At 52.9% G+C, this 19,183-nt stretch carries 23 protein-coding genes and 1 tRNA gene; 10 read left to right on the top strand and 14 right to left on the bottom strand.

Features of this window, described 5'->3' with window-relative positions; all coding sequences use genetic code 11:
• Positions 1-2: 2 nt before the first annotated feature.
• The 3 genes from KNP02_RS06340 to KNP02_RS06350 all read left to right on the top strand — a co-directional run bounded on the left by KNP02_RS06340 (position 3) and on the right by KNP02_RS06350 (position 2,633).
• Positions 3-785, top strand: coding sequence for an AAC(3) family N-acetyltransferase (locus tag KNP02_RS06340; protein WP_034777745.1), 783 nt, complete (start codon positions 3-5; stop codon positions 783-785).
• Positions 786-825: 40 nt separating this feature from the next.
• The gene (locus tag KNP02_RS06345; RefSeq protein ID WP_138859355.1) at positions 826-1,713 is read left to right on the top strand and encodes an alpha/beta hydrolase; all 888 of its coding nucleotides are present in this window, start codon (positions 826-828) and stop codon (positions 1,711-1,713) included.
• 71 nt (positions 1,714-1,784) lie between these two features.
• The gene (locus tag KNP02_RS06350; protein WP_131435199.1) at positions 1,785-2,633 is read left to right on the top strand and encodes a sulfite exporter TauE/SafE family protein; all 849 of its coding nucleotides are present in this window, start codon (positions 1,785-1,787) and stop codon (positions 2,631-2,633) included.
• Between the two features lie 135 nt (positions 2,634-2,768).
• Here KNP02_RS06350 and KNP02_RS06355 read toward each other — a convergent pair whose 3' ends face one another.
• The 7 genes from KNP02_RS06355 to KNP02_RS06385 all read right to left on the bottom strand — a co-directional run bounded on the left by KNP02_RS06355 (position 2,769) and on the right by KNP02_RS06385 (position 9,797).
• Positions 2,769-2,963, bottom strand: coding sequence for a hypothetical protein (locus KNP02_RS06355; protein WP_138859357.1), 195 nt, complete (start codon positions 2,961-2,963; stop codon positions 2,769-2,771).
• 63 nt (positions 2,964-3,026) lie between these two features.
• The gene (locus tag KNP02_RS06360) at positions 3,027-3,557 is read right to left on the bottom strand and encodes a biotin transporter BioY (protein ID WP_214707653.1); all 531 of its coding nucleotides are present in this window, start codon (positions 3,555-3,557) and stop codon (positions 3,027-3,029) included.
• A gap of 112 nt (positions 3,558-3,669) precedes the next feature.
• Positions 3,670-5,052 (bottom strand): argininosuccinate lyase, encoded by a 1,383-nt coding sequence (argH, locus tag KNP02_RS06365; protein WP_214707655.1) that lies wholly within the window; start codon positions 5,050-5,052, stop codon positions 3,670-3,672.
• The gene (locus KNP02_RS06370) at positions 5,045-6,256 is read right to left on the bottom strand and encodes an argininosuccinate synthase (protein WP_138859360.1); all 1,212 of its coding nucleotides are present in this window, start codon (positions 6,254-6,256) and stop codon (positions 5,045-5,047) included. The genes argH and KNP02_RS06370 overlap by 8 nt, the downstream gene beginning before the upstream one ends.
• 126 nt (positions 6,257-6,382) lie before the next feature.
• The gene (locus KNP02_RS06375) at positions 6,383-7,504 is read right to left on the bottom strand and encodes a CapA family protein (RefSeq protein ID WP_251129151.1); all 1,122 of its coding nucleotides are present in this window, start codon (positions 7,502-7,504) and stop codon (positions 6,383-6,385) included.
• A gap of 125 nt (positions 7,505-7,629) precedes the next feature.
• Entirely contained in the window at positions 7,630-9,117 is a 1,488-nt protein-coding gene (gene putP, locus KNP02_RS06380; protein WP_214707657.1) for a sodium/proline symporter PutP, read from the bottom strand.
• 122 nt (positions 9,118-9,239) lie between these two features.
• A complete protein-coding gene (locus tag KNP02_RS06385; RefSeq protein ID WP_214707659.1) occupies positions 9,240-9,797 on the bottom strand; it encodes a DNA-3-methyladenine glycosylase I in 558 nt (185 codons plus the stop codon).
• Between the two features lie 102 nt (positions 9,798-9,899).
• Here KNP02_RS06385 and KNP02_RS06390 point away from each other — a divergent pair, with 102 nt between their 5' ends.
• Positions 9,900-10,529 carry a DedA family protein gene (locus tag KNP02_RS06390; protein WP_138859363.1) on the top strand — a complete coding sequence of 210 codons (630 nt, stop codon included), beginning with the start codon at positions 9,900-9,902 and terminating at the stop codon, positions 10,527-10,529.
• A gap of 46 nt (positions 10,530-10,575) precedes the next feature.
• On the opposite strand, the gene KNP02_RS14855 is transcribed toward KNP02_RS06390, so the two are convergent.
• The 4 genes from KNP02_RS14855 to KNP02_RS06400 are packed head-to-tail and all read right to left on the bottom strand — an operon-like array spanning position 10,576 to position 12,212.
• Positions 10,576-10,857, bottom strand: a complete 282-nt coding sequence (locus KNP02_RS14855) for a hypothetical protein (protein WP_240731323.1) — start codon at positions 10,855-10,857, stop codon at positions 10,576-10,578.
• A 14-nt stretch (positions 10,858-10,871) separates the two neighbouring features.
• Positions 10,872-11,066 carry a cation:proton antiporter domain-containing protein gene (locus KNP02_RS14860; RefSeq protein ID WP_251129152.1) on the bottom strand — a complete coding sequence of 65 codons (195 nt, stop codon included), beginning with the start codon at positions 11,064-11,066 and terminating at the stop codon, positions 10,872-10,874.
• A 50-nt stretch (positions 11,067-11,116) separates the two neighbouring features.
• Entirely contained in the window at positions 11,117-11,755 is a 639-nt protein-coding gene (locus KNP02_RS14865) for a cation:proton antiporter domain-containing protein (protein ID WP_251129153.1), read from the bottom strand.
• A gap of 37 nt (positions 11,756-11,792) precedes the next feature.
• Entirely contained in the window at positions 11,793-12,212 is a 420-nt protein-coding gene (locus KNP02_RS06400; protein WP_034777729.1) for a GNAT family N-acetyltransferase, read from the bottom strand.
• Positions 12,213-12,339: 127 nt separating this feature from the next.
• Here KNP02_RS06400 and KNP02_RS06405 point away from each other — a divergent pair, with 127 nt between their 5' ends.
• The 5 genes from KNP02_RS06405 (at position 12,340) to KNP02_RS06425 (ending at position 16,984) form a co-directional block, all read left to right on the top strand.
• Positions 12,340-12,885, top strand: a complete 546-nt coding sequence (locus tag KNP02_RS06405; RefSeq protein ID WP_138860298.1) for a glycerol-3-phosphate responsive antiterminator — start codon at positions 12,340-12,342, stop codon at positions 12,883-12,885.
• A 52-nt stretch (positions 12,886-12,937) separates the two neighbouring features.
• The gene (locus tag KNP02_RS06410) at positions 12,938-13,642 is read left to right on the top strand and encodes an SDR family NAD(P)-dependent oxidoreductase (protein WP_214707662.1); all 705 of its coding nucleotides are present in this window, start codon (positions 12,938-12,940) and stop codon (positions 13,640-13,642) included.
• Between the two features lie 111 nt (positions 13,643-13,753).
• Positions 13,754-14,602 (top strand): HD domain-containing protein, encoded by an 849-nt coding sequence (locus tag KNP02_RS06415; RefSeq protein WP_353047336.1) that lies wholly within the window; start codon positions 13,754-13,756, stop codon positions 14,600-14,602.
• A gap of 216 nt (positions 14,603-14,818) precedes the next feature.
• Positions 14,819-15,820, top strand: coding sequence for a sodium:calcium antiporter (locus KNP02_RS06420; protein ID WP_138859366.1), 1,002 nt, complete (start codon positions 14,819-14,821; stop codon positions 15,818-15,820).
• Positions 15,821-15,922: 102 nt separating this feature from the next.
• A complete protein-coding gene (locus tag KNP02_RS06425; RefSeq protein WP_138859367.1) occupies positions 15,923-16,984 on the top strand; it encodes a bifunctional glycosyltransferase family 2/GtrA family protein in 1,062 nt (353 codons plus the stop codon).
• 43 nt (positions 16,985-17,027) lie between these two features.
• On the opposite strand, the gene KNP02_RS06430 is transcribed toward KNP02_RS06425, so the two are convergent.
• From KNP02_RS06430 to KNP02_RS06440, 3 genes are all read right to left on the bottom strand, one after another.
• Entirely contained in the window at positions 17,028-17,594 is a 567-nt protein-coding gene (locus KNP02_RS06430) for a 3'-5' exonuclease (protein WP_214707664.1), read from the bottom strand.
• A 66-nt stretch (positions 17,595-17,660) separates the two neighbouring features.
• Positions 17,661-17,993: a four-helix bundle copper-binding protein gene (locus KNP02_RS06435; protein ID WP_034777716.1), complete on the bottom strand. Its 333-nt coding sequence runs from the start codon at positions 17,991-17,993 to the stop codon at positions 17,661-17,663.
• A gap of 114 nt (positions 17,994-18,107) precedes the next feature.
• Positions 18,108-18,180, bottom strand: a tRNA-Ala gene (locus tag KNP02_RS06440).
• A gap of 133 nt (positions 18,181-18,313) precedes the next feature.
• Here KNP02_RS06440 and KNP02_RS06445 point away from each other — a divergent pair.
• The gene (locus tag KNP02_RS06445) at positions 18,314-19,177 is read left to right on the top strand and encodes a GRP family sugar transporter (protein ID WP_214707666.1); all 864 of its coding nucleotides are present in this window, start codon (positions 18,314-18,316) and stop codon (positions 19,175-19,177) included.
• Positions 19,178-19,183 lie beyond the last annotated feature (6 nt).

A 19,183-nucleotide genomic window follows, 5' to 3' on the forward strand; every position in this document is an offset into this window, starting at 1 on the left:
CGATGAAACATATCGAAACGAAAACAAGTTTAGTTGCCCACTTACAGGGTGCCGGCGTCAAGCCGGGGGACACCCTATTCGTCCACACGTCCTTATCAAAGCTCGGATGGGTATGTGGCGGGGCTCAGACCGTCATCGAAGCGCTCCAAGATACGGTCGGTCCGGACGGGCTGATCATGATGGCGACCCAGAGCAGTGATAATTCAGACCCGGCTGAATGGGAAGCCCCACCCGTCCCAGTCGAGTGGTGGCCAACGATCCGGGAGGAAATGCCGGCGTATGACCAGGAAAAGACACCGACTCGAGGCATGGGCCGTGTCCCGGAACTGTTCCGTACGTATCCGAACGTGTTTCGGAGCGATCATCCGATGTGGTCGGTCGCTGCGTGGGGGAATGGTGCCGAGGAGATCGTGGCAGGACATACACTTGAAGTCGGTTTTGGGCCGGGTTCGCCAATCGAACGCATGATCGAGCGTAATGCAAAAATCCTACATCTCGGTTCACCCCTCGATGCGACGACGTTATGGCATTATGCCGAGTATGGAATTGACGGACCGGTGAAGTCGTTTGGGTGCGCGCTTTATGAGGACGGGGCGCGGGTGTGGAAGACATTCGACCATACGGATGTCAACAGTGACCCGTTCGGTCCAATCGGTGAAAATATCGTTCGACGTGCCGATGTGACGACGTTTCACATTGCGGAGGCGACGTGTTACGTCATTCCGTCTGAGACATGGGAACCGGTACAACATGCGTTAATCGCTTTACGGAGTTGGCTCCGATGAGTCAACTGAAAGCAAGTGGACAATGGAGAGGGGCAGTGCGATGAATCGTTGGGTTAAATATATAGGGGTGGCGACCGGTGTGTTGCTTCTCATCGTGTTTCTCGCCGTCGTGGGCATCTCGGCCCACATCGGCGATCAGTTGACGTCGCCCGAACGTGAGACGTTGACGTATACGCCGAAGACGTTAGGTGTCAAATACGAGAATGTGACCATCGAAGCCGAGGATGGTCACGATTTGTACGGGTGGTGGATCCCGCACCCGACACCGCGCGCAACGATCGTGTTCGCACATGGTTATGGGAAGAACCGCGAGCAGTCCGATTTGCCGCTCAAAGAATTGATTCCGGAGTTTCATGAACAAGGATATCAGTTCCTGACGTTCGATTTTCGTGGGTCAGGCATCTCGGAAGGTGACCGTGTGACGGTCGGGGCGAAGGAACAAGCGGACCTCGCTTCCGCGATCGCCTATGCGAAAGAACGCTCGGACGGTCCAATCGTCTTATACGGGGTGTCGATGGGCGCGGCAACGGCGTTGTCTGCGGCTGATGAGACCGACGTGGCCGCTGTGATTGCCGATAGTCCGTTCAGTGACCTCCGGGGCTACCTCGAGACAAACTTGCCTGTATGGAGTGATTTACCGAACTTTCCGTTCACACCGGTCATCATGACGGTGACGCCGTGGTTCACGGGTCTCGATGCCGATGTGGTCAAGCCGATTGACGATATCGCTCAAATCGAGGCGCCGGTGTTGTTGATTCATAGTGAGGGCGATGATGCCATCCCTGTGAGCGAGAGTGAACAATTGGCCGAGGCCGGGGAGGAAGTCGAACTGTGGGTGACCGAGAATGATGGGCACGTGCAGTCGCATCGCTCGTTCCAAACCGAGTATCGTCAAAAAGTATTCGGATTTTTAGAGAAGGTATTATAAACGAGGGGCGCCATAAAGCGCTCCTTTTTTGTTATGATTAGTTATGAAAAGGAAAGAAAGAAGGTTTATTCATGGATGTCACAGCATTACTATCGTTTCTACTGCTCGGAACGCTCATAGGGATTTTGAGCGGGTTCTTCGGCATCGGGGGCGGAATCTTACTCACGCCGCTGCTACTCGTCTTCGGATACGAGGCGAGTGCGGCCATCGCGCTCAGTCTGATGCTCACGCTCGGATCGACCACGGCCGGTACGATCTCCCATCTTAAATTAAAGAACGTTAATCCGAAACATGCCCTCATGATTGGCGCCTTCGGTGTCGTCGGGACGTGGGTGGCGACGCCGCTCGTGTTCTACCTTGAGACGCTCGACGGTGCGAAGCCGGTCATCTCGCTCGCCTACATCGCGCTACTGACGTACTTTGCCGTCTCGTTCTTCCGGTCGAAGCAACATGAAGAAGGAAGTGTCGGCTCGGAGTCGGTCCCACGCCTCGGTTTTATCGGGTTGTTCGGCGGGTTCATCTCGTCACTCATGGGTGTCAGCGGCGGATTCGTATTGACACCGCTTCAAGTCAAACTGCTCAATACCGAGATGAAACGAGCCGTCGGGACGAGTATCGCCGCGGCGTTCCTTATCGTCGTCTCGGGCGTTATCAACTATGCCGTCGCCGGGGCCGATGCAAACTATTGGCATGGTCTCGCGCTCATCGCCGGGGCGATGATTGGGTCACCGATCGGGGCGAAGCAGTTGCAACGGTTCAGTTCGCAACTCGTCAAAAAGGCGCTCGGTGGCTTCTATGTCGCTGTCGCCATCAGCGTCGGACTCAACTTGCTCGGCTTCAACGACATCTCGCTCGGACTACTCGTCGTCCTCGCCCTCTCGTTCATTGTCGCGCTGTTTATCCGGCCGCGTTCGAAGTGATGATCGACCCTCGTCTACAGGACGAGGGTCTTTCTTATAGGGATAGTCGGAGCATGATATATCCTACATATGAACATCACCATCGGTATAACGTGTGCTGAAGCGCATCAAAAAACCCTGTCCGAGGACAGGGTGTTAACGTCTGGCGATATGGTCAATGTTCTCTTGAATCTCTCCGACTTTGCTCTTCGCTTCACGCAACCGTCGTTCGAACGCCTCGGTGTCGAGTTTTTCACGTTGCGGCTCGTCTTTCCCGCGACGCTGTCCTTTCGGGGAGCGATGGATATGGGTCGCTTTCATCAAGCGCTTTTTAAACGTTGAATCGCTCATCAGGACACCCCCTTCCATACTATATACGTTCCACCTCTTCTATCCGATGAAACGTTTGAACCTTCACGAGGCGAGGGTTCTGCGCATTTGCGGGTTCGTTGAGACTTTGTAGGCGATGCCCGCAGCTAACACTGCTTTAATCAAGTCAGCGAGGATGAACGGGATATTCACTTTGAGTGCATCGATGAACGTTAGTCCGAACACGGCTTGGAGACCGAGACTGCCGACTACATAGACGAAGCCGAGTCCGATTAGGATGTTATAAGCGACGAGAGCGGGGAACGTACGATGCCGTTCCGATAACCAACCGATCAAAAAGGCAGCGATCGGGAAGGCGATCAAATAACCGACCGTCGGACCGACGAACGGGGCGAGCCCGCCCGAACCACTTAAGACGGGTAGACCGATCAAGCCGAGCAATAAGTAGACGACGACGGCAAGACCGCCTTTTTTGGCGCCGAGCACGGAAGCGACCGTCATGATGCCGAGCATTTGAAGGGTAATCGGAACGGGGCCGATCGGGATGGCAATGGAGCCGATGCTCGCAAGCAAGGCGGCACCGATGGCAACTTGTGTCAAATCATGAATTTTCAATATGTAAACCCCTTTTCTGTTAACGTTGACTAAAGTTAGGTTAACATCATTTTTTTCGTCTGACAAGTAGAAAAATGAGGACCTGGTCGCAAATTGACCAGGTCCTCATCGTTTACGCATGTGTCGGTAGGGTCTCTTTCGCTTCTGTCAGTTGAATCCGAACTGAGTCAAAGCCCGTCCCGCCGTAACTGTTGCGGCGTTTGACGGCCGTCACCGGCGAGAGTGCCTCGTACACATCCGCTTCAATCAATTCAGAGTGGGCTTGGTACGTCTCGATCGGTAATTCTGATAAATACAGACGCTGGTCGATACAATACCGGACGAGCGTGCCCGTCACTTCATGGGCCTCACGGAACGGCATCCCTTTTGCCGTCAAATAATCGGCGAGTTCGGTCGCGTTCGAGAAATCGCGCTCGGTCGCTTGCTTCATCGTCTCCGTGTGGAACGTCATGTCTTGAATCATACCGGCCATGATGCTGAGACTGCCCTGAACCGTCTTGACGGTGTCGAACATGCCTTCCTTATCTTCTTGCAGGTCCTTGTTATAGGCGAGTGGGAGTCCCTTCATAATCGTCAAAAGTCCCATCAGATTGCCGACGACGCGACCTGACTTTCCGCGGACGAGTTCGGCCATGTCCGGGTTCTTCTTCTGAGGCATCATGCTCGATCCCGTAGAGAACACGTCAGAGATCGTGATGAACCGATACTCTTCGCTGCTCCAAAGGATCAACTCCTCGCAGAACCGTGACAAGTGCATCATGAGCAGCGACGCATTCGACAAGAACTCTAAGATGAAGTCACGGTCGCTGACGGCGTCCAGACTGTTCGGATAGACTTGGGCGAAACCGAGCAACTCGGCCGAGCGATGACGATCGATCGGGAATGTCGTCCCAGCCAGGGCACCCGCTCCGAGCGGGCTCATGTCAATCCGTTTCAAGCTGTCACTGAAACGCTCTTTGTCGCGCTCGAGCATCCAGAAGTAAGCGAGCAAGTGATGGGCGAGTGAGACCGGCTGGGCCCGTTGCAAGTGTGTATAACCCGGCATGATTGACTCGACGTTTTGAGCGGCGTGGTCATAGAGTGCCGTCTGCACGGCTTCAATCCCGTCAATCGTCTCGAGGACACGGCGTTTCAAATACAGGTGCATATCCGTCGCGACTTGGTCGTTCCGGCTCCGCGCCGTGTGCATCTTTCCAGCGACCGGGCCGATTTCTTCATGCAAGAGGGCCTCGAGGTTCATATGGATGTCTTCATGGAAGACGTTGAACGTCAATTCGTCCGCTTGTGCCTTCTTGGCTAGCGTCTTCAACCCCGCGACTATTTGCGCGACTTCGTCCGCCGTCAAAATGTGCTGCTCCCCAAGCATCGTCACGTGGGCGATGCTCCCTTCAATATCTTCTAACACGAGCTGGGCGTCGAAATGAATCGAGGCCCCGAACTCGTCGACCCATTCACTGGCCGTCTGTTCGAACCGGCCGCCCCATAGTTTACTCATGCACCATCGTTCCTTTCTCTGCGAGCACTTCCGCTTGCACTTTCGTCGGCAGTCCCCATAACTTGATGAAACCGACGGCAGCTTGTTGGTCGAACGTGTCGGCCGACGTGTACGTCGCGAGATGTTCGTCATAGAGCGAGATCGGAGACTTCCGTCCGTCGACGATGGCTTGCCCCTTGAACAGTTTCATCCGGACCGTACCGGTCACGGTTTGTTGCGTCTCATCGATGAAGGCGAGGAGCGCTTTCGTCAGTGGCGAGTACCAGAGACCGTTGTAGATTGTCTCCGTCAATTTCTGTTCGACGATCGGTTTGAAGTGGGCGACTTCCCGGACGAGCGTGAGCGCCTCGAGCGCTTGGTGTGCCGTGATGAGCGTCATCGCACCCGGTGCTTCGTACACTTCCCGTGATTTGATCCCGACGACCCGGTTTTCGATATGGTCGATTTTTCCGATGCCGTGTGCCCCGGCGACGATATTCAACTGTTCGAGAATGGCTGTGAACGTCGCTGCTTGTCCATTGATGGCGACTGGTACGCCGGCTTTGAACTCGATTTCGACATACGTCGGTTCGTTCGGAGTGTCTTCGAGCTGTGCCGTCAATTCATAAGCGCTCGCCGGTGGAGCGGCCCATGGATCCTCAAGGATGCCGCATTCGACGGCCCGGCCCCAAATGTTTTGGTCGATCGAGAACGGCTCTTCTTGGACGATCGGAATCGGGATACCGTGCTCGGCCGCATAGGCGATTTCTTCTTCCCGTGACCATTTCCACTCCCGGACCGGCGCGATGATTTCAAGCGACGGGTCGAGAGCATGAATCGACACCTCGAACCGGACTTGGTCATTCCCTTTCCCCGTGCACCCGTGAGCGACGGCGATGGCGCCTTCGGCTTGCGCGACCTCGACTAGCTTCTTCGAGATGAGCGGCCGCGATAGGGCAGAGACGAGTGGATAGACGCCTTCATACATTGTATGTGCCTGCATCGAGTAACGGGCGAAATCGTTGACGAATTCATCGACCGCATCGATGACGACCGATTTGACGGCTCCGACTTTGAGTGCCTTCTGTTGAATGCGCTCCAGGTCTTTCCCTTCTCCCACGTTCAAACAGCAGGCGATGACGTCATATCCCTGTTCATCCAACCATTTGATTGCGACCGATGTGTCAAGTCCACCTGAATAAGCTAATACGAGTTTTTGTTTCATTTCCTTACACTCCTTATACATAATTATTCATCTTTATTTATAAATATACGACTTAGTCTAACGGATGATTTCATGTAAAGCAACCTTTTTTGGCAAAAAAAAGGAATCACTTGTGAAAGTGATCCTTCATTGAACGAGTTCGAGTTCTGGCATCCATTGCGACATATGTTCGCTCGTGGCATCGAACAACTCGGGTTTTGCCGTCTTTAACGGCACGACCTCGAACGGTCCGTCAGCACTAGAGCGCCGGGTGAACGTCGGATAGAACATCGGATTGGCGAGTTCGAACGTCGTCTCATCCGCCTCGACGGTCTTGACGACATCGATGCCGACGATGCCACCCGTATTACGATCGTCTCCTTGTTGGCCGGACAGGAAGTTGCCGAGCGAGTAGGCGACGAACGTTCGGTTGCCTTCAGCGCCGTCCACCCAAGCGACCGGTTGGAGCACGTGGGGATGATGGCCGATGATGAGATCGACCCCGAGGTCAGACAGCTCTTGGACGAGTGTCTGTTGTGCCTCGTTCGGGAGTATCTCATATTCATTCCCGAAATGGAGCGAGACGACGGTGAGGTCGGCTGCTTGTTCGGCCGCTTCAATCTCAGGCTTCATTGCCTCGAGATCGATGTAGTTGACATGGTACGGTTGTTTCGGAACGACCCCGTTCGTGCCGTACGTGTAGGCGAGAAACGCGAACGAGATATCATTCTCGGTCAGCGTCCGAAGCTCGGACTTGTTCGCCTCCGATAAGAATGAACCAGTGTACGGCATGCCGATCTCGTTCCAGTGGGCGATCGAATTCTCGATGGCCGTGACACCTCGATCGAGCGTATGGTTATTCGCCGTCGTCACCAAGTCGATGCCAGCGTCTTGGAGCGCATCACCGACCTCATACGGACTGTTGAAAGCCGGGTAGCTCGATAAGCCGATCTCACTGCCACCGATCATGCTCTCTTGGTTGGCGATGGCAATATCGGCCTCGGTCAAAATCGGGGCGATTGGTTCGAAGGTGGCAGTGAAGTCATAGACGTCCCCGCTCTTGGCGGCATTATATACGCTGTCGTGCAACAAGATATCGCCAATCGCATAGACGGACGTCGTCGTCACGACTGATTCTGGCTCTTCAGGAACAGGTGCCGGGGTCTCTGTTTGCTGGGTAGACGTCTCGACGTCAGCGGTCGCACAGCCGAACAGAAAGAGGAGGGGCAAGATCAATATGACTTGTTTATACGGGATTACTCGTTTCAAGGGACGAGTCACTTCCTTTCTTATGATACAAATTGATCTATATGTACCATTCGCAATTGACTGTCAATTTCCTTGTTAGGCGACAAGAAAAAGTGCCAGGCTATAGTAGCATGGCATTTCGATCGTTAAATCCGTTCTGTCTTCAAGATGTGTTCCATTTCCTCGAACTCGTTCGTGATCGTCGAGCTCGGTGGTGGTGTCATCAGACTGACGACATAAATGGCGAGGCTCGACAAGAAGAACGCTGGAATCATCTCATAGAGCTCACCGACGGTCCCGAACCAATCGGCGGCAAAGTTTTTCCAGACGATGACGATGATGGCCCCGACGAGCATACCGGCGAGCGCCCCTTGTCGCGTCGTCCGTTTCCAGAACAGGCTGAACAGGATGAGTGGCCCGAACGACGAGCCGAAGCCGGCCCAGGCGTAACCGACCAAGTTCAAGATCGTATCATCCGCCCCGAACGCGAGCCAAATCGAGATGAGCGACACGAGGATGACCGTGATCCGGCCGACCATGACGAGCTCACGGTCGCCGGCGTCTCTTCGGAAGAACTTCTGATAGAAGTCGGTCGTCGCAGCACTCGACGAGACGAGGAGCTGTGACGAGATCGTCGACATGATGGCAGCGAGCAACGCCGCAAGCAAGACGCCGGTGATGAGATCGACGAATAATAAATCAGATAAATTAATAAAAATGTTTTCTGGGTTATCGATCTCAAGTCCACGCTGCGTATAATAGGCGAGTCCGAACAGCCCGGTCGCCATCGCGCCGACGACGGTGAACAGCATCCATGAGATGCCGATCCGTCGGGCCTTCTTGATGTCCTGTAACTTCTCGATGGCCATAAAACGGACGATGATGTGCGGTTGCCCGAAGTAACCGACCCCCCAAGCGAATAGCGAGACGATGCCGATGAGCGACTGACCGGTCAGCGGATCAAGCAGCGCCTCATCGATGTCACCGATCGTCTGGAAGGCGGCGCTCACGCCGTCGGTCGCCGTGATGGCGATGGCCGGGACGAGGATGAGGGCGAACAACATGATCAACCCTTGAACGAAATCCGTCCAACTGACCGCCAAAAATCCTCCGATGAACGTATAGATGATAATGATAGAAGCCAAAATCAAGACGCCCGTCCCGAACTCAATTCCGAAGACGGCATTGAATAACCGGCCGCCGGCCACGAATCCGCTCGTGGCATAGAGGGTGAAAAAGATGAGTGTCACAGCCGCCGAGAACGTCCGCAACGTGCCGCGTGAATCTTTAAAACGTTTCTCGAAAAAATCTGGAATCGTGATGGCATCCTCGGACAAATATGAGTACGTCCGCAAGCGAGGTGCGACGAGCAACCAGTTCAAGTACGCGCCGATCGTCAACCCGATGACGATCCATCCGCTCGAGAGCCCGGTCGCGAACATCGCACCCGGTAGTCCCATCAACAGCCAACCACTCATGTCGGAAGCGCCTGCCGACAAGGCGGCGACGGCGGGACCGAGTCCGCGCCCTCCGAGCATATAGTCGCCGATGCTCTCCGTCCGCCGATAGGCGATGACGCCGAGTAGTACCATGAGCGCCATGTAAACGGTGATGGATATTAAAATCCCGTTCATAAGACATCCCCTCAATCATAATGAAAACGCTTTCGATGTTTATGGTATGCACCATATCAAAATTTTGTCACAAAACTGAATCAAGTGTACGATTTTATTGAAGGATTGACCAAATAATCAAATTATTTAGCGAAGCAAGAGGTCAGGTGGTCATTGACGAGTCCCGTCGCCTGCAGATGGGCATAGACGGTCGTCGGTCCTAAAAATTTGAACCCGCGCCGTTTCAAATCCTTGCTGATCTGATGAGACAGTTCGGTCGTGGCGGGGATGGCGTCATTGGCCGCCCATTGGTTATTGATCACCGTATTGTCGACGAACGACCAGATGTAGGCATCGAACGTGCCGAACTCTAGTTGAATCTCGATGAAGCGCTTGGCATTATTGATTGACGCCTCGATTTTCCGGCGGTTCCGGACGATACCGGGATTGACCAGCAACCGTTCAACATCCGTCTCGTCGAACGCAGCAACGGTCTCGACGTCGAAGTTGGCGTAGGCTTCCCGGTAATGGTCGCGCTTTCGTAAAATGGTGATCCAACTGAGTCCCGCCTGGGCGCTCTCAAGGGTCAAACATTCAAAGTGCTTCTGATCGTCGTGGACGGGTTTGCCCCATTCCTCGTCATGATAACGGACGTACGTGGGGTCTGTGCCGCACCAAGGGCAACGTATCGGTTCGGTCATTATTGTTTCCTCGCTTTCGTTCAAGTACTTCATTTTAGCACGTCGGGATGGTTTTTGAAGTGAGGTGACGGGTATAATAGGGGATATTGGAGGTTGAACGATATGAGAGAGTGGATGATCCAGGTCATTGAACAGTTCGGTTATTTCGGTATCGCGTTCATGATCTTTATTGAAAATGTGTTCCCCCCGATTCCATCAGAGGTCGTGCTCTTGTTCGGTGGATTCTTTGCCGTGAAGACTGATTTGAACGTCCCGCTCGTCATTTTCGCTGCGACAGCCGGTGCCATTTTAGGAGCCATTTTGTTATACGGCATCGGTCTCTATCTTGATGTCGAACAGATTGAGAAGTGGACGAAGAAATACGGGAAATGGATTCGACTCGATATCGCGGACGTTCGACGGGCGGATGCTTGGTTCGACAAATATGGGGGCTGGATGGTGTTCTTTGGACGATTGATGCCCGTCGTCCGAAGCTTGATCTCGTTACCGGCAGGCATGTCGAATATGCCGTTTCTGAAGTTCTTGTTGCTCAGTACGGCCGGCACGGTCATTTGGAACACGATTCTCATTTATATCGGCATCCGTGTCGGTGAGAATTGGGAATCGATTTTACGATATTTAGATGTGTATTCGTACGCAATTTATGGATTATTAGCCGTCGGTCTGATTGTCTTTTTCATCTGGCGCAAGAAACGCAAGAAAAAACAGTCGAAACAAGCATCATCATTTTGACGAACAAAGGAGGACCTTCGCGTGAAGGTCCTCCTTTTGTGTTCTATCATTGATCTTCTTTATTTTTTGTCTCATCGGGAAGTACTTTCTCAAGTTTTTCCTCCGTCTTGTTAGCAAGAATCTCAGAGAAGCGGAACAAGACGATGCCGACGATGGCCGAGACGAAAATATAGAGACCGACAAATAAGTTGATCGCTCCGTTCGATAGGGCGGTGTACAAAATCGAGAACTCGCCACGCGGGGCGAGTGAGAAGCCGGCCTCGTTCGCCTGCACCCGCGTCAAGCCATACATGCGACCCCCGACGCGTCCGACGATCCACTTCGACAATACACCCCAAACGATCAGGACGAAGAAGAGGGCATTGACGATGACCCTTGATCGAGATTGATGGAGATCCCGAACGAGATGAAGAAAATCGGCAAAAACAAGTCGCGAACGGGTACCGTCAATCGTTTCAACGGCCGCACATCGTGGATGCCCGCAAGGATGATTCCGGCGATGAATGCCCCGAGGATCTCGGACAGGCCGTACACCATGCCAATCCCGGCGAAAAAATAGAATCAATCCAATCAAACCGATACTCGCATCATCTTGTCGCAACAAATGTTTGACGAACCGCTGTCGGTTCAAAACGAAACGAGACCCGATGAAGAGGAGCACTCCAAAAAATCAGAAATCCGGCGAACACTTTCCCGATGTCCGTGAAAGCGATCGGTTCGTCTTGGATGATGAACGGGGCAACGGTCAAAATGAGCGGGGCGAAAATGTCTTCGAAGATGAGGAGCGCCAGTACGAACTCTTTCACATCTTCATGTTTCTCAGAATGTCGCTCGAGAAGTTTCGCCGAAATCGACGAACTCGTCGCATAGAGGACGGCACCGATCAAAAATGCTTGTGAGAAGTCGAGACCAAACAACAAAGCGATTCCAATCGTGACCCCGAAGGCGAGAAGGACATCTAGGACGCCTGCTTTCCACACTTGTTTCATTCGCTTGACGAGCTCGCTCAGCGGAAACTTTAAACCGAGTAGAAAGAATAAGAGAATAATCCCGATCTCCCCGGCGATTTTGAAGACCTCATTCCCATCCCGAAAGAAACCGACCGCAACGCCGACGGCAATGAAGGCGAGGATACTAGGAACGAACAACCGCTCGATGATCAAACTGAGCACCGAGATTACGGTGAGTGCCAATCCGAGGAATACGATTACATTGAATACGTCCATACGTCCCCCCCTAAAAAAGGGAAGGATTGCTTCACCATCAGTTTTCACTCCATTGATATTCCATCCCGACCGATTCGGGACGAGAATAGTCAAATCCGAACTGGCGATACAGGCCGTCTGCCGGAATGTCAGCGATCAGACTAATGATGGCCGTCTCGTCGGCTTCCTGTAAAATCCAATCCATCAATCGTTCCATGATCAATTTACCAAGCCCAAGGCCTTGACACTCGGGATCGACGACGATATCGACGAGATGAAACACCATGCCGCCGTCCCCGACGACACGTCCCATCCCGACCATCGTGTCGTCTTTATATAAACAAACGCCGTATAACGTGTTAGCGAGCCCTTTTACCGTGCCTGAGTCGGAACGCTTCGGCATGCCTGCTTTGACGCGAAGGCGTTGATGCTCCTCCGGTGTCGGTGTCTCAATCCGTACATCTACTTCATTCACCATGTCACTACTCCCTCTCTGCGCATAGGTTAAAATTATTTTCCCGCTATATTGAATCGGTAAACCTTGATTTCCAGATGACGTTGTACAGATAATGAGAGAAACTGGAATGGAGAAAGGTTGTGTGGGAATGATTGAAGGTCAAACGATTTTGCCTGCTCTCCGAGACATGAGAGACCTCGAGACATTTGTGAAAGGGTCATTCAAAGTTGGCGTCTTGCTTGAAGTCCATGTGGCCCGGCTTGATGCCGTGTTTCAGTTACTAGCGGCCCATGACAAGCAAGTGTTCGTCCATCTCGATTTGATTCAAGGTCTGAAGGCGGATGAATATGCGGCCGAATATGTGTGTCAGACGTTTCGACCGTATGGAATCATCTCGACGAAAGGCAGTGTCATTTTAAAAGCGAAACAAAAGCAAATTAAAACGGTGCAACGTCTATTTTTAATCGATTCGAGTTCGCTCGAGAAGAGTTATCGCCTCATCAACCGCACTCAACCGGATTATATTGAGGTATTACCAGGTCTCGTCCCGAAATATATCCGGTGCGTGAAAGCAGCGACAAATATTCCAGTCTTCGCTGGCGGCTTGATCTCGTCGTCTGAAGAAATCGAGGCTGCCCTTGAGGCAGGTGCGACCGTCGTGACGACGTCAGACCAAACACTTTGGTCGAACTGATAGGACTCATTTTCATGCAATCAGGGTATTCTACTGTCCAGGAGGGGTGACAATGAAACAGACGATGATTATAACCGGTGTCAGCCAAGGAATCGGGCGGGAACTGGCCCGCCATTTTAGCACGACATATCGTGTTGTCGGACTCGATATCGGGCAAGACCCACAACTTGAAGGAGTGACGTTCCATCAGATGGATCTGGGAGATCATGAGGATGTGAACCGCGTATTCAAAGTTATTCATCAAGAAATCGGCACCGCCCATGTGCTTATCAATAACGGTGGCGTATCCTCGCTCGTCAAGCCGATAACCGAACTCGACGTCGAGACGTTCAAACGCGTAATCGATGTCAACCTCGTCGGGACGTTCGCTTGCTCGAAAGCTTTCTTGACGTTGAACGAAGGGGCTGATTTCGGCCGCATCATCAACGTGGCCTCGACCCGCGCGCTTCAGAACGAGGCTGATTGGGAAGCGTACGGTGCCTCAAAAGGCGTGATCGTTTCGTTGACCCAGTCGATGGCGGTCTCTTTGGCTGAACGACCAATCACGGTGAATGCGGTCAGTCCCGGATGGATCCATACCTCGGATGATGCCCTTCGTGATATCGATCACGCGCAGCATCCGTCAGGACGTGTCGGGACACCGGAGGATATCGTCCGCGCCGTCTCTTATTTGATTGACGAGAAAAACGATTTCGTCAACGGGCATAATTTGATCGTTGATGGGGGCATGACGAAAAAGATGATTTACGAAGCTTGAATCAAGAAACTGGGACCATTACCCTATATTTTAACAACCGATATGCGTGTAAAGGCCTAGTGACGGGTATAGGATGGGGAGTACATTGAAACTAGCGAAGGAGGAAACGTCGTGCATCAAATCATCGAGGAGGCACTCCGTTTCGCGGCCGTCCGTCACGACGGACAGTTTCGAAAAGGAACGAATATTCCTTACTTGACCCATCCTGTTGCCGTCTCCATGTTGCTCGTCGAAGATCGGCAACCCGTCCCGGTCGTCGTGGCGGGTCTGCTCCACGACTTGCTCGAAGATACGTTGACGACACCTGATGAACTGAGTGAACGATTTGGATATGAAGTGACACGTCTAGTCAAGGCTGTGTCCGAGCCGGGGAAACACCAGTCGTGGGAAGAACGCAAACGGATGACGATTCAGCATGTGCGGACGATGCAGTATGATGAAGTCGCACTCTTGGCCGCGGACAAGCTACATAATCTGCGTTCGATTCGTCTCGACGTCGAGTCTGCCGGCAAACAAGTATGGGACCGTTTCAATCGGCCGCTCCGCGACCAATCCTGGTATTATCATGAACTGCTCCATGCGTTGAAGCCGTTCGCGCAGACGACGACGCTCATCGAAGCGTTCGAGACGGAAATGAACTTGTTGTTTTACGGAGTCGAAGAAGGGCGGACCGAGAAGTTAGAGAAATTGTTCGGTGTCATCAAACATGGGTTCCGTGAAGAGGAGTGGCTTCAAGAGACGACGACGCTTTGTCAGACCGCTTTTGAGCTGAACGAGACGATGCGCGAAGGATATCGTCACGGGACCGAGGTCAACCAACCCGAGCTCGACGCCTTGTCGGCTCAATTGAAAGAAGCAGGACTGTGGGAACGCTTGTCGCTCCCGTCACTCCAAGCAATCGATGAATTATCGTATCGAATGGCATTGCAGTCGGACGAGATCGTCACGTGGCTTGAGTGAAATGATTGTCAAGTAACCTTAAACGTGATATATTCATCGTGAACATAAGAAGGGGAGTAGCGACCACGAATGTGGTCGATGGATCGTCACTACGGTGCAACGCACTCGGTCCATCGAGCTTCTGATCCAAGTCCGCGAGACCTTTTTATGGATGCTTCTTCGGCGTCCATAAAGAGGTCTTTTTTGATTTTTTGAAAAAAGGGGAGACACAGGAAAATGGTATTTATTTACTTCATCTTGGCCGCAGCACTCACCGTGTATGCCGCCATGAAACTCTCGACTTACGCTGACGTCATCAGTGAGAAGTCGACGATGAGCGGAATGCTCGTCGGGACGGTATTGCTAGCCGGTGCCACATCGTTGCCGGAAGTGACGACGAGCGTCTCGGCCGTCATGATCAATAACCCGGATATCGCCATCGGGAACATGCTCGGATCGAACTTGTTCAACATCTTCATCTTGGCGATGTTCGATCTGTTCTATCGTCAGAAACGCTTGTTCAATGAGGCGAGCCGAGACCATCTCTATACGGCCGGTCTCGGTCTCATGTTGACGCTCGTCACGATGATCGCCCTCATCGTCCGCATCGATTTCACGATTCTCGGTATCGGGATTGACGCCTTGTTGATCGCGGTATTGTACGGGATCGGGATTTACTATATCGGCAAGCGCCCGCAACAACCTGCCGTCGAGCGGGAAGCTGCACATGAGGCCGTACAAGAAATCGGCGCGAGTGCGACGAGTTCGATCACGGTCAAACGTGCGGTCATCGGCTTCATCATCGCCGCACTCGTCATCATGGGGGCGGGGACAGCACTATCGGTATTGGGCGATCAGATCGCCGTCGTCACGGGTCTCGGTTCGAGCTTCGTCGGTAGCTTCTTGATTGCCGCGACGACCTCGCTCCCGGAGGCTGTATCGGTATTTGTCGCCTTGAAACTTCGTAACGTCAACTTGGCGTTCGGTTCGATTTTGGGAAGCAACATCTTCAACATGCTCATCATCGCGATGTCGGATGTCTTCTACCGAGACGGCTCGATTCTGGCCGACGTGGCTGCGTCTCACTTAGTGACGGCGATCGGCATCACGATTTTGTCGGTGTTGGTCATGTATACGCTCCTTCGTAAAGACGTGACGTCGAAGTTCCGCTATGTCTTGCCGTCAGTGCTCGTCGTACTCGTCTACTTCGCTTCGTCTTACTTCATCTTCATCGGTTAATCTGGCACGGTGTCCTCCGAGGCACCGTGTTTTTTATTTGCCGCGGACCGAGGAATCACTTTTCATCGTCTTGGGTATAGAAGGAGGGAAGGAGGGGTGGCGATGCAAATGCATTCCGTGGAACGTCTAGATGAGTATGTCGTCGTGATTCCGGCCTATAATCCGGATCAAGCGCTTCTCACACTTGTCCGCGAGCTGAAAGAGACAGGGTTTGTCCATGTGATCGTCGTGAACGATGGAAGTGCCGAGACGTCCCGGCCGGTGTTTGAAGAGGTCAGGAAGTGGGTGACGACCGTCCTCGTCCATGAACGGAATCAAGGCAAGGGCGCGGCGTTGAAGACGGGGCTTCGTCACGTCGTCGAACAGTTCCCGGGCACGCATGGCGTCATCACCGTCGATGCGGATGGGCAACACCTGCCGGAAGATGTAAGACATGTATATGAGGCGGGTATTCAGCGGCCGCATCATCTGGTCATGGGTTGCCGTGATTTCTCGGGCGCACACATTCCGTTCCGGAGCCGATTCGGAAATCAGATGACGCGCGGCGTCATGTTGCTCGGCAGCGGTCTTCGTCTGAAGGACACCCAGACCGGCCTTCGGGCGATTCCGCTGCGGTATGCGGAACAATTGCTTGATGTGCCGGGGAACCGTTATGAGTTCGAGATGAACATGTTGACGTTCACGAAACGATTGCAAGTCCCGATTCATCAGACACCAATTCAAACCGTCTATGTGGCAGAAAACGCCTCGTCCCATTTCCGGCCGGTGATCGACTCGATTCTTATCTATCGCATGTTTTTGGCCTATTCATTATCATCGGTCGCATCATTTCTGTTAGACATCGGGTTCTATGCCTTGTTCGTCTATTTGTTGAATCCGTGGTTCGAGACGACGCACGTCTTGATTGCGACGGTCGTGGCCCGTATCCTGTCATCGCTGTTCAATTATTTCGTCAATCGGAAAATTGTGTTCCATTCGAAGGCGAAGCGGGCGATGCCGAAATACTTCGGTCTCGTCGGATTGCAGATGGCGCTGTCGGCCGGTCTCGTCTATGCGCTGTTCTATGTCATCCGCGACGGTGAGGTGTGGATCAAAGTGTTCGTCGACAGCTTCTTGTTCGTCGTCAGTTATTATGTCCAGAAAAAATGGATCTTTAAACGCTAACAGGCCAAGACGTGTGTCTTGGCCTGTCTGGCATGCATATCGTTCAATAAGCGAGTTTTCCGAGCTTGACCGATGTGTACCGGTGCAGTTCACGCGGATCATGGATCCCGGTCTTCTGCATCATGTCGCGCATGAGCAGGGCACAGACGCGAGCATCTTCAGCCGCATCGTGGTGGATGAACGGGACGTTCAAATATTCCGCCATCGTGTTCAGCTTGTGATTCGGCAGACCTGGATACAGTTTTCTCGACAACTTGACGGTACAGCCGTACTCGATCGTCGGAAACGTATATAAATCGTATTTGGCGATCGCTTTCTTGAACGCGCCCATATCGAACGAAGCGTTGTGTGCCATGACGAGGTCGACATCCCGCAGCGTCGGATAGAGCTGTTCGAGCACCTCGGGTAACGCTGGGGCGTCCCAGACATCGCTCGGCCGGATGCCGTGGACCCGGATATTGCCGGCATCGAAGTCTTCCTCCGGATTGACGAGCAGTTGGTTCGTTTCGATGATTTCACCGTCGACGAGCAGGCTCCAGCCGACAGAGCAGATGCTGCGACTATCGCGGTTCGCCGTCTCGACGTCGATGGCAAGAATTGAATGTGGCATAATTGATCCCTTTCTCGTAAAAACAAGTATAAAAAAAGTCTAACATATCGTTAGACTAAAAAGCGATTATGCGGCCACGAGGTTGCGGCATGCTTCGGCACAGCGGAGACATGCTTCGGCACAGCGTTGGCAATGATCGTGCAAGTGGCGGCCACATTCGACGGCGCACGTGTCACACACCTGGGCGCAGAGTGCACCAATCGGTTTGGTGAAAGCCGAATCGGTCTCGAGCGCGTTCAAGGCGAGTGCACACACTTCCGAACATTCTTTCGTCAGCCGGATACACTCGGCGACCATCAACAAGTCTTCTTCTTGTAAGCATTTTGAGAAACAATGATTGCTTGCCCGCATACAGTCGATGACGGCTAAAATGGTCTCTTCGACAGAGGCTCGGTCCATGATAAGTCCCCCTTTAGAATAATGATGTCTTACAATCATTACCCGCTAGCGGATGAGTTAAACCGAGCGGCGACGCAAAAAAGTCACCCCTCAAATGAGTGGTGACTTCAATAATGGAGCATAGCGGGCTCGAACCGCTGACCTCCACGCTGCCAGCGTGGCGCTCTCCCAGCTGAGCTAATGCCCCGTTCGAAAATTATTATATCATCCTAGTAAAACATTTGGCAATGGCTATTTTTAATTTTTTTGAACAAAGTTTAATCAGCACTGAACTTGGGAAAATCACAAATGATGTTATATTACGAAAGCAGGTGTCATGTATGGAAATGATTTTACTCGCACTCTTACCTGCCTTGATGTGGGGGAGCATCCCGCTCATCGTCTCAAAGGTCGGCGGGAAGCCGATTCAACAGTTGATCGGGACGACAATCGGGGCGATGGTGATGGCGGTCATCATCGCACTCGTGTTCAATCCCGGGTTCACGACGCTCGCGATCGTGACCGGATTCATCTCCGGCGCATTCTGGGCACTCGGACAATATTTACAGTTCCAATCGTTTCAAATTTTAAGTGTCTCGAAGGCGATGCCGATCAGCACCGGCATGCAGCTTCTCGGTACATCGTTGTTCGGTGTCATCGTCCTCGGAGACTGGAAAACGACGACCGAACTATGGCTCGGATTTTCGGCGCTCGTTCTCATCGTGATTGGGGCTGCGTTGACGTCGTATCAGCAGAACAAAGACGGCGACAGCAGCGGCGCCTTGAAGAAAGGCTTGCTCGTTCTGCTCGTGTCGAGTATCGGTTACGTGACGTACGCCGTCCTGACGAACTATTTCGAGGTCGACGGGATCACGGCCATCTTGCCACAGTCGGTCGGGATGTTCGTCGCGGCGATGTTGTTCAGCCTGCGTGAGAAAGACGTGAAGACGTTCGACGCGAAGACGTTCAAAAACATCTTGGCCGGTCTCGCCTGGGGGATCGGGAACTTCGGGCTGTTCGTGTCGAGCGGTGAAGTCGGGATCGCGACCTCGTTCGCCTTGTCGCAATTGAACGTCGTCGTGGCGACGCTCGGCGGAATCTATCTATTGAAAGAAGAGAAGACGACGAAAGAACGTGTCTTCGTCTTTATGGGAATCGGGCTCATCGTCGTGGCCGGGTTCATGCTCGGAATCGCTAAAAGCTAAAAGACG

Source organism: Exiguobacterium sp. s40, assembly GCF_018617905.1.
Classification (GTDB): Bacteria; Bacillota; Bacilli; order Exiguobacteriales; family Exiguobacteriaceae; genus Exiguobacterium; species Exiguobacterium mexicanum_A.

Bases quoted from the DNA above. Each gene is read 5' to 3' on its own strand.
- KNP02_RS06430 (WP_214707664.1), bottom strand. From the start codon at position 17,594: ATGCCACATTCAATTCTTGCCATCGACGTCGAGACGGCGAACCGCGAT.
- KNP02_RS06385 (WP_214707659.1), bottom strand. From the start codon at position 9,797: ATGACCGAACCGATACGTTGCCCTTGGTGCGGCACAGACCCCACGTAC.
- putP (WP_214707657.1), bottom strand. From the start codon at position 9,117: ATGAACGGGATTTTAATATCCATCACCGTTTACATGGCGCTCATGGTA.
- KNP02_RS06355 (WP_138859357.1), bottom strand. From the start codon at position 2,963: ATGAGCGATTCAACGTTTAAAAAGCGCTTGATGAAAGCGACCCATATC.
- KNP02_RS06420 (WP_138859366.1), top strand. From the start codon at position 14,819: ATGGTATTTATTTACTTCATCTTGGCCGCAGCACTCACCGTGTATGCC.
- KNP02_RS06350 (WP_131435199.1), top strand. From the start codon at position 1,785: ATGGATGTCACAGCATTACTATCGTTTCTACTGCTCGGAACGCTCATA.
- KNP02_RS06445 (WP_214707666.1), top strand. From the start codon at position 18,314: ATGGAAATGATTTTACTCGCACTCTTACCTGCCTTGATGTGGGGGAGC.
- KNP02_RS06370 (WP_138859360.1), bottom strand. From the start codon at position 6,256: ATGAAACAAAAACTCGTATTAGCTTATTCAGGTGGACTTGACACATCG.
- KNP02_RS06410 (WP_214707662.1), top strand. From the start codon at position 12,938: ATGAAACAGACGATGATTATAACCGGTGTCAGCCAAGGAATCGGGCGG.
- KNP02_RS06390 (WP_138859363.1), top strand. From the start codon at position 9,900: ATGAGAGAGTGGATGATCCAGGTCATTGAACAGTTCGGTTATTTCGGT.
- KNP02_RS06435 (WP_034777716.1), bottom strand. From the start codon at position 17,993: ATGGACCGAGCCTCTGTCGAAGAGACCATTTTAGCCGTCATCGACTGT.
- KNP02_RS14865 (WP_251129153.1), bottom strand. From the start codon at position 11,755: ATGGACGTATTCAATGTAATCGTATTCCTCGGATTGGCACTCACCGTA.
- KNP02_RS06405 (WP_138860298.1), top strand. From the start codon at position 12,340: ATGATTGAAGGTCAAACGATTTTGCCTGCTCTCCGAGACATGAGAGAC.
- KNP02_RS06345 (WP_138859355.1), top strand. From the start codon at position 826: ATGAATCGTTGGGTTAAATATATAGGGGTGGCGACCGGTGTGTTGCTT.
- KNP02_RS14860 (WP_251129152.1), bottom strand. From the start codon at position 11,066: ATGGTGTACGGCCTGTCCGAGATCCTCGGGGCATTCATCGCCGGAATC.
- KNP02_RS06340 (WP_034777745.1), top strand. From the start codon at position 3: ATGAAACATATCGAAACGAAAACAAGTTTAGTTGCCCACTTACAGGGT.
- argH (WP_214707655.1), bottom strand. From the start codon at position 5,052: ATGAGTAAACTATGGGGCGGCCGGTTCGAACAGACGGCCAGTGAATGG.
- KNP02_RS06400 (WP_034777729.1), bottom strand. From the start codon at position 12,212: ATGGTGAATGAAGTAGATGTACGGATTGAGACACCGACACCGGAGGAG.
- KNP02_RS06425 (WP_138859367.1), top strand. From the start codon at position 15,923: ATGCAAATGCATTCCGTGGAACGTCTAGATGAGTATGTCGTCGTGATT.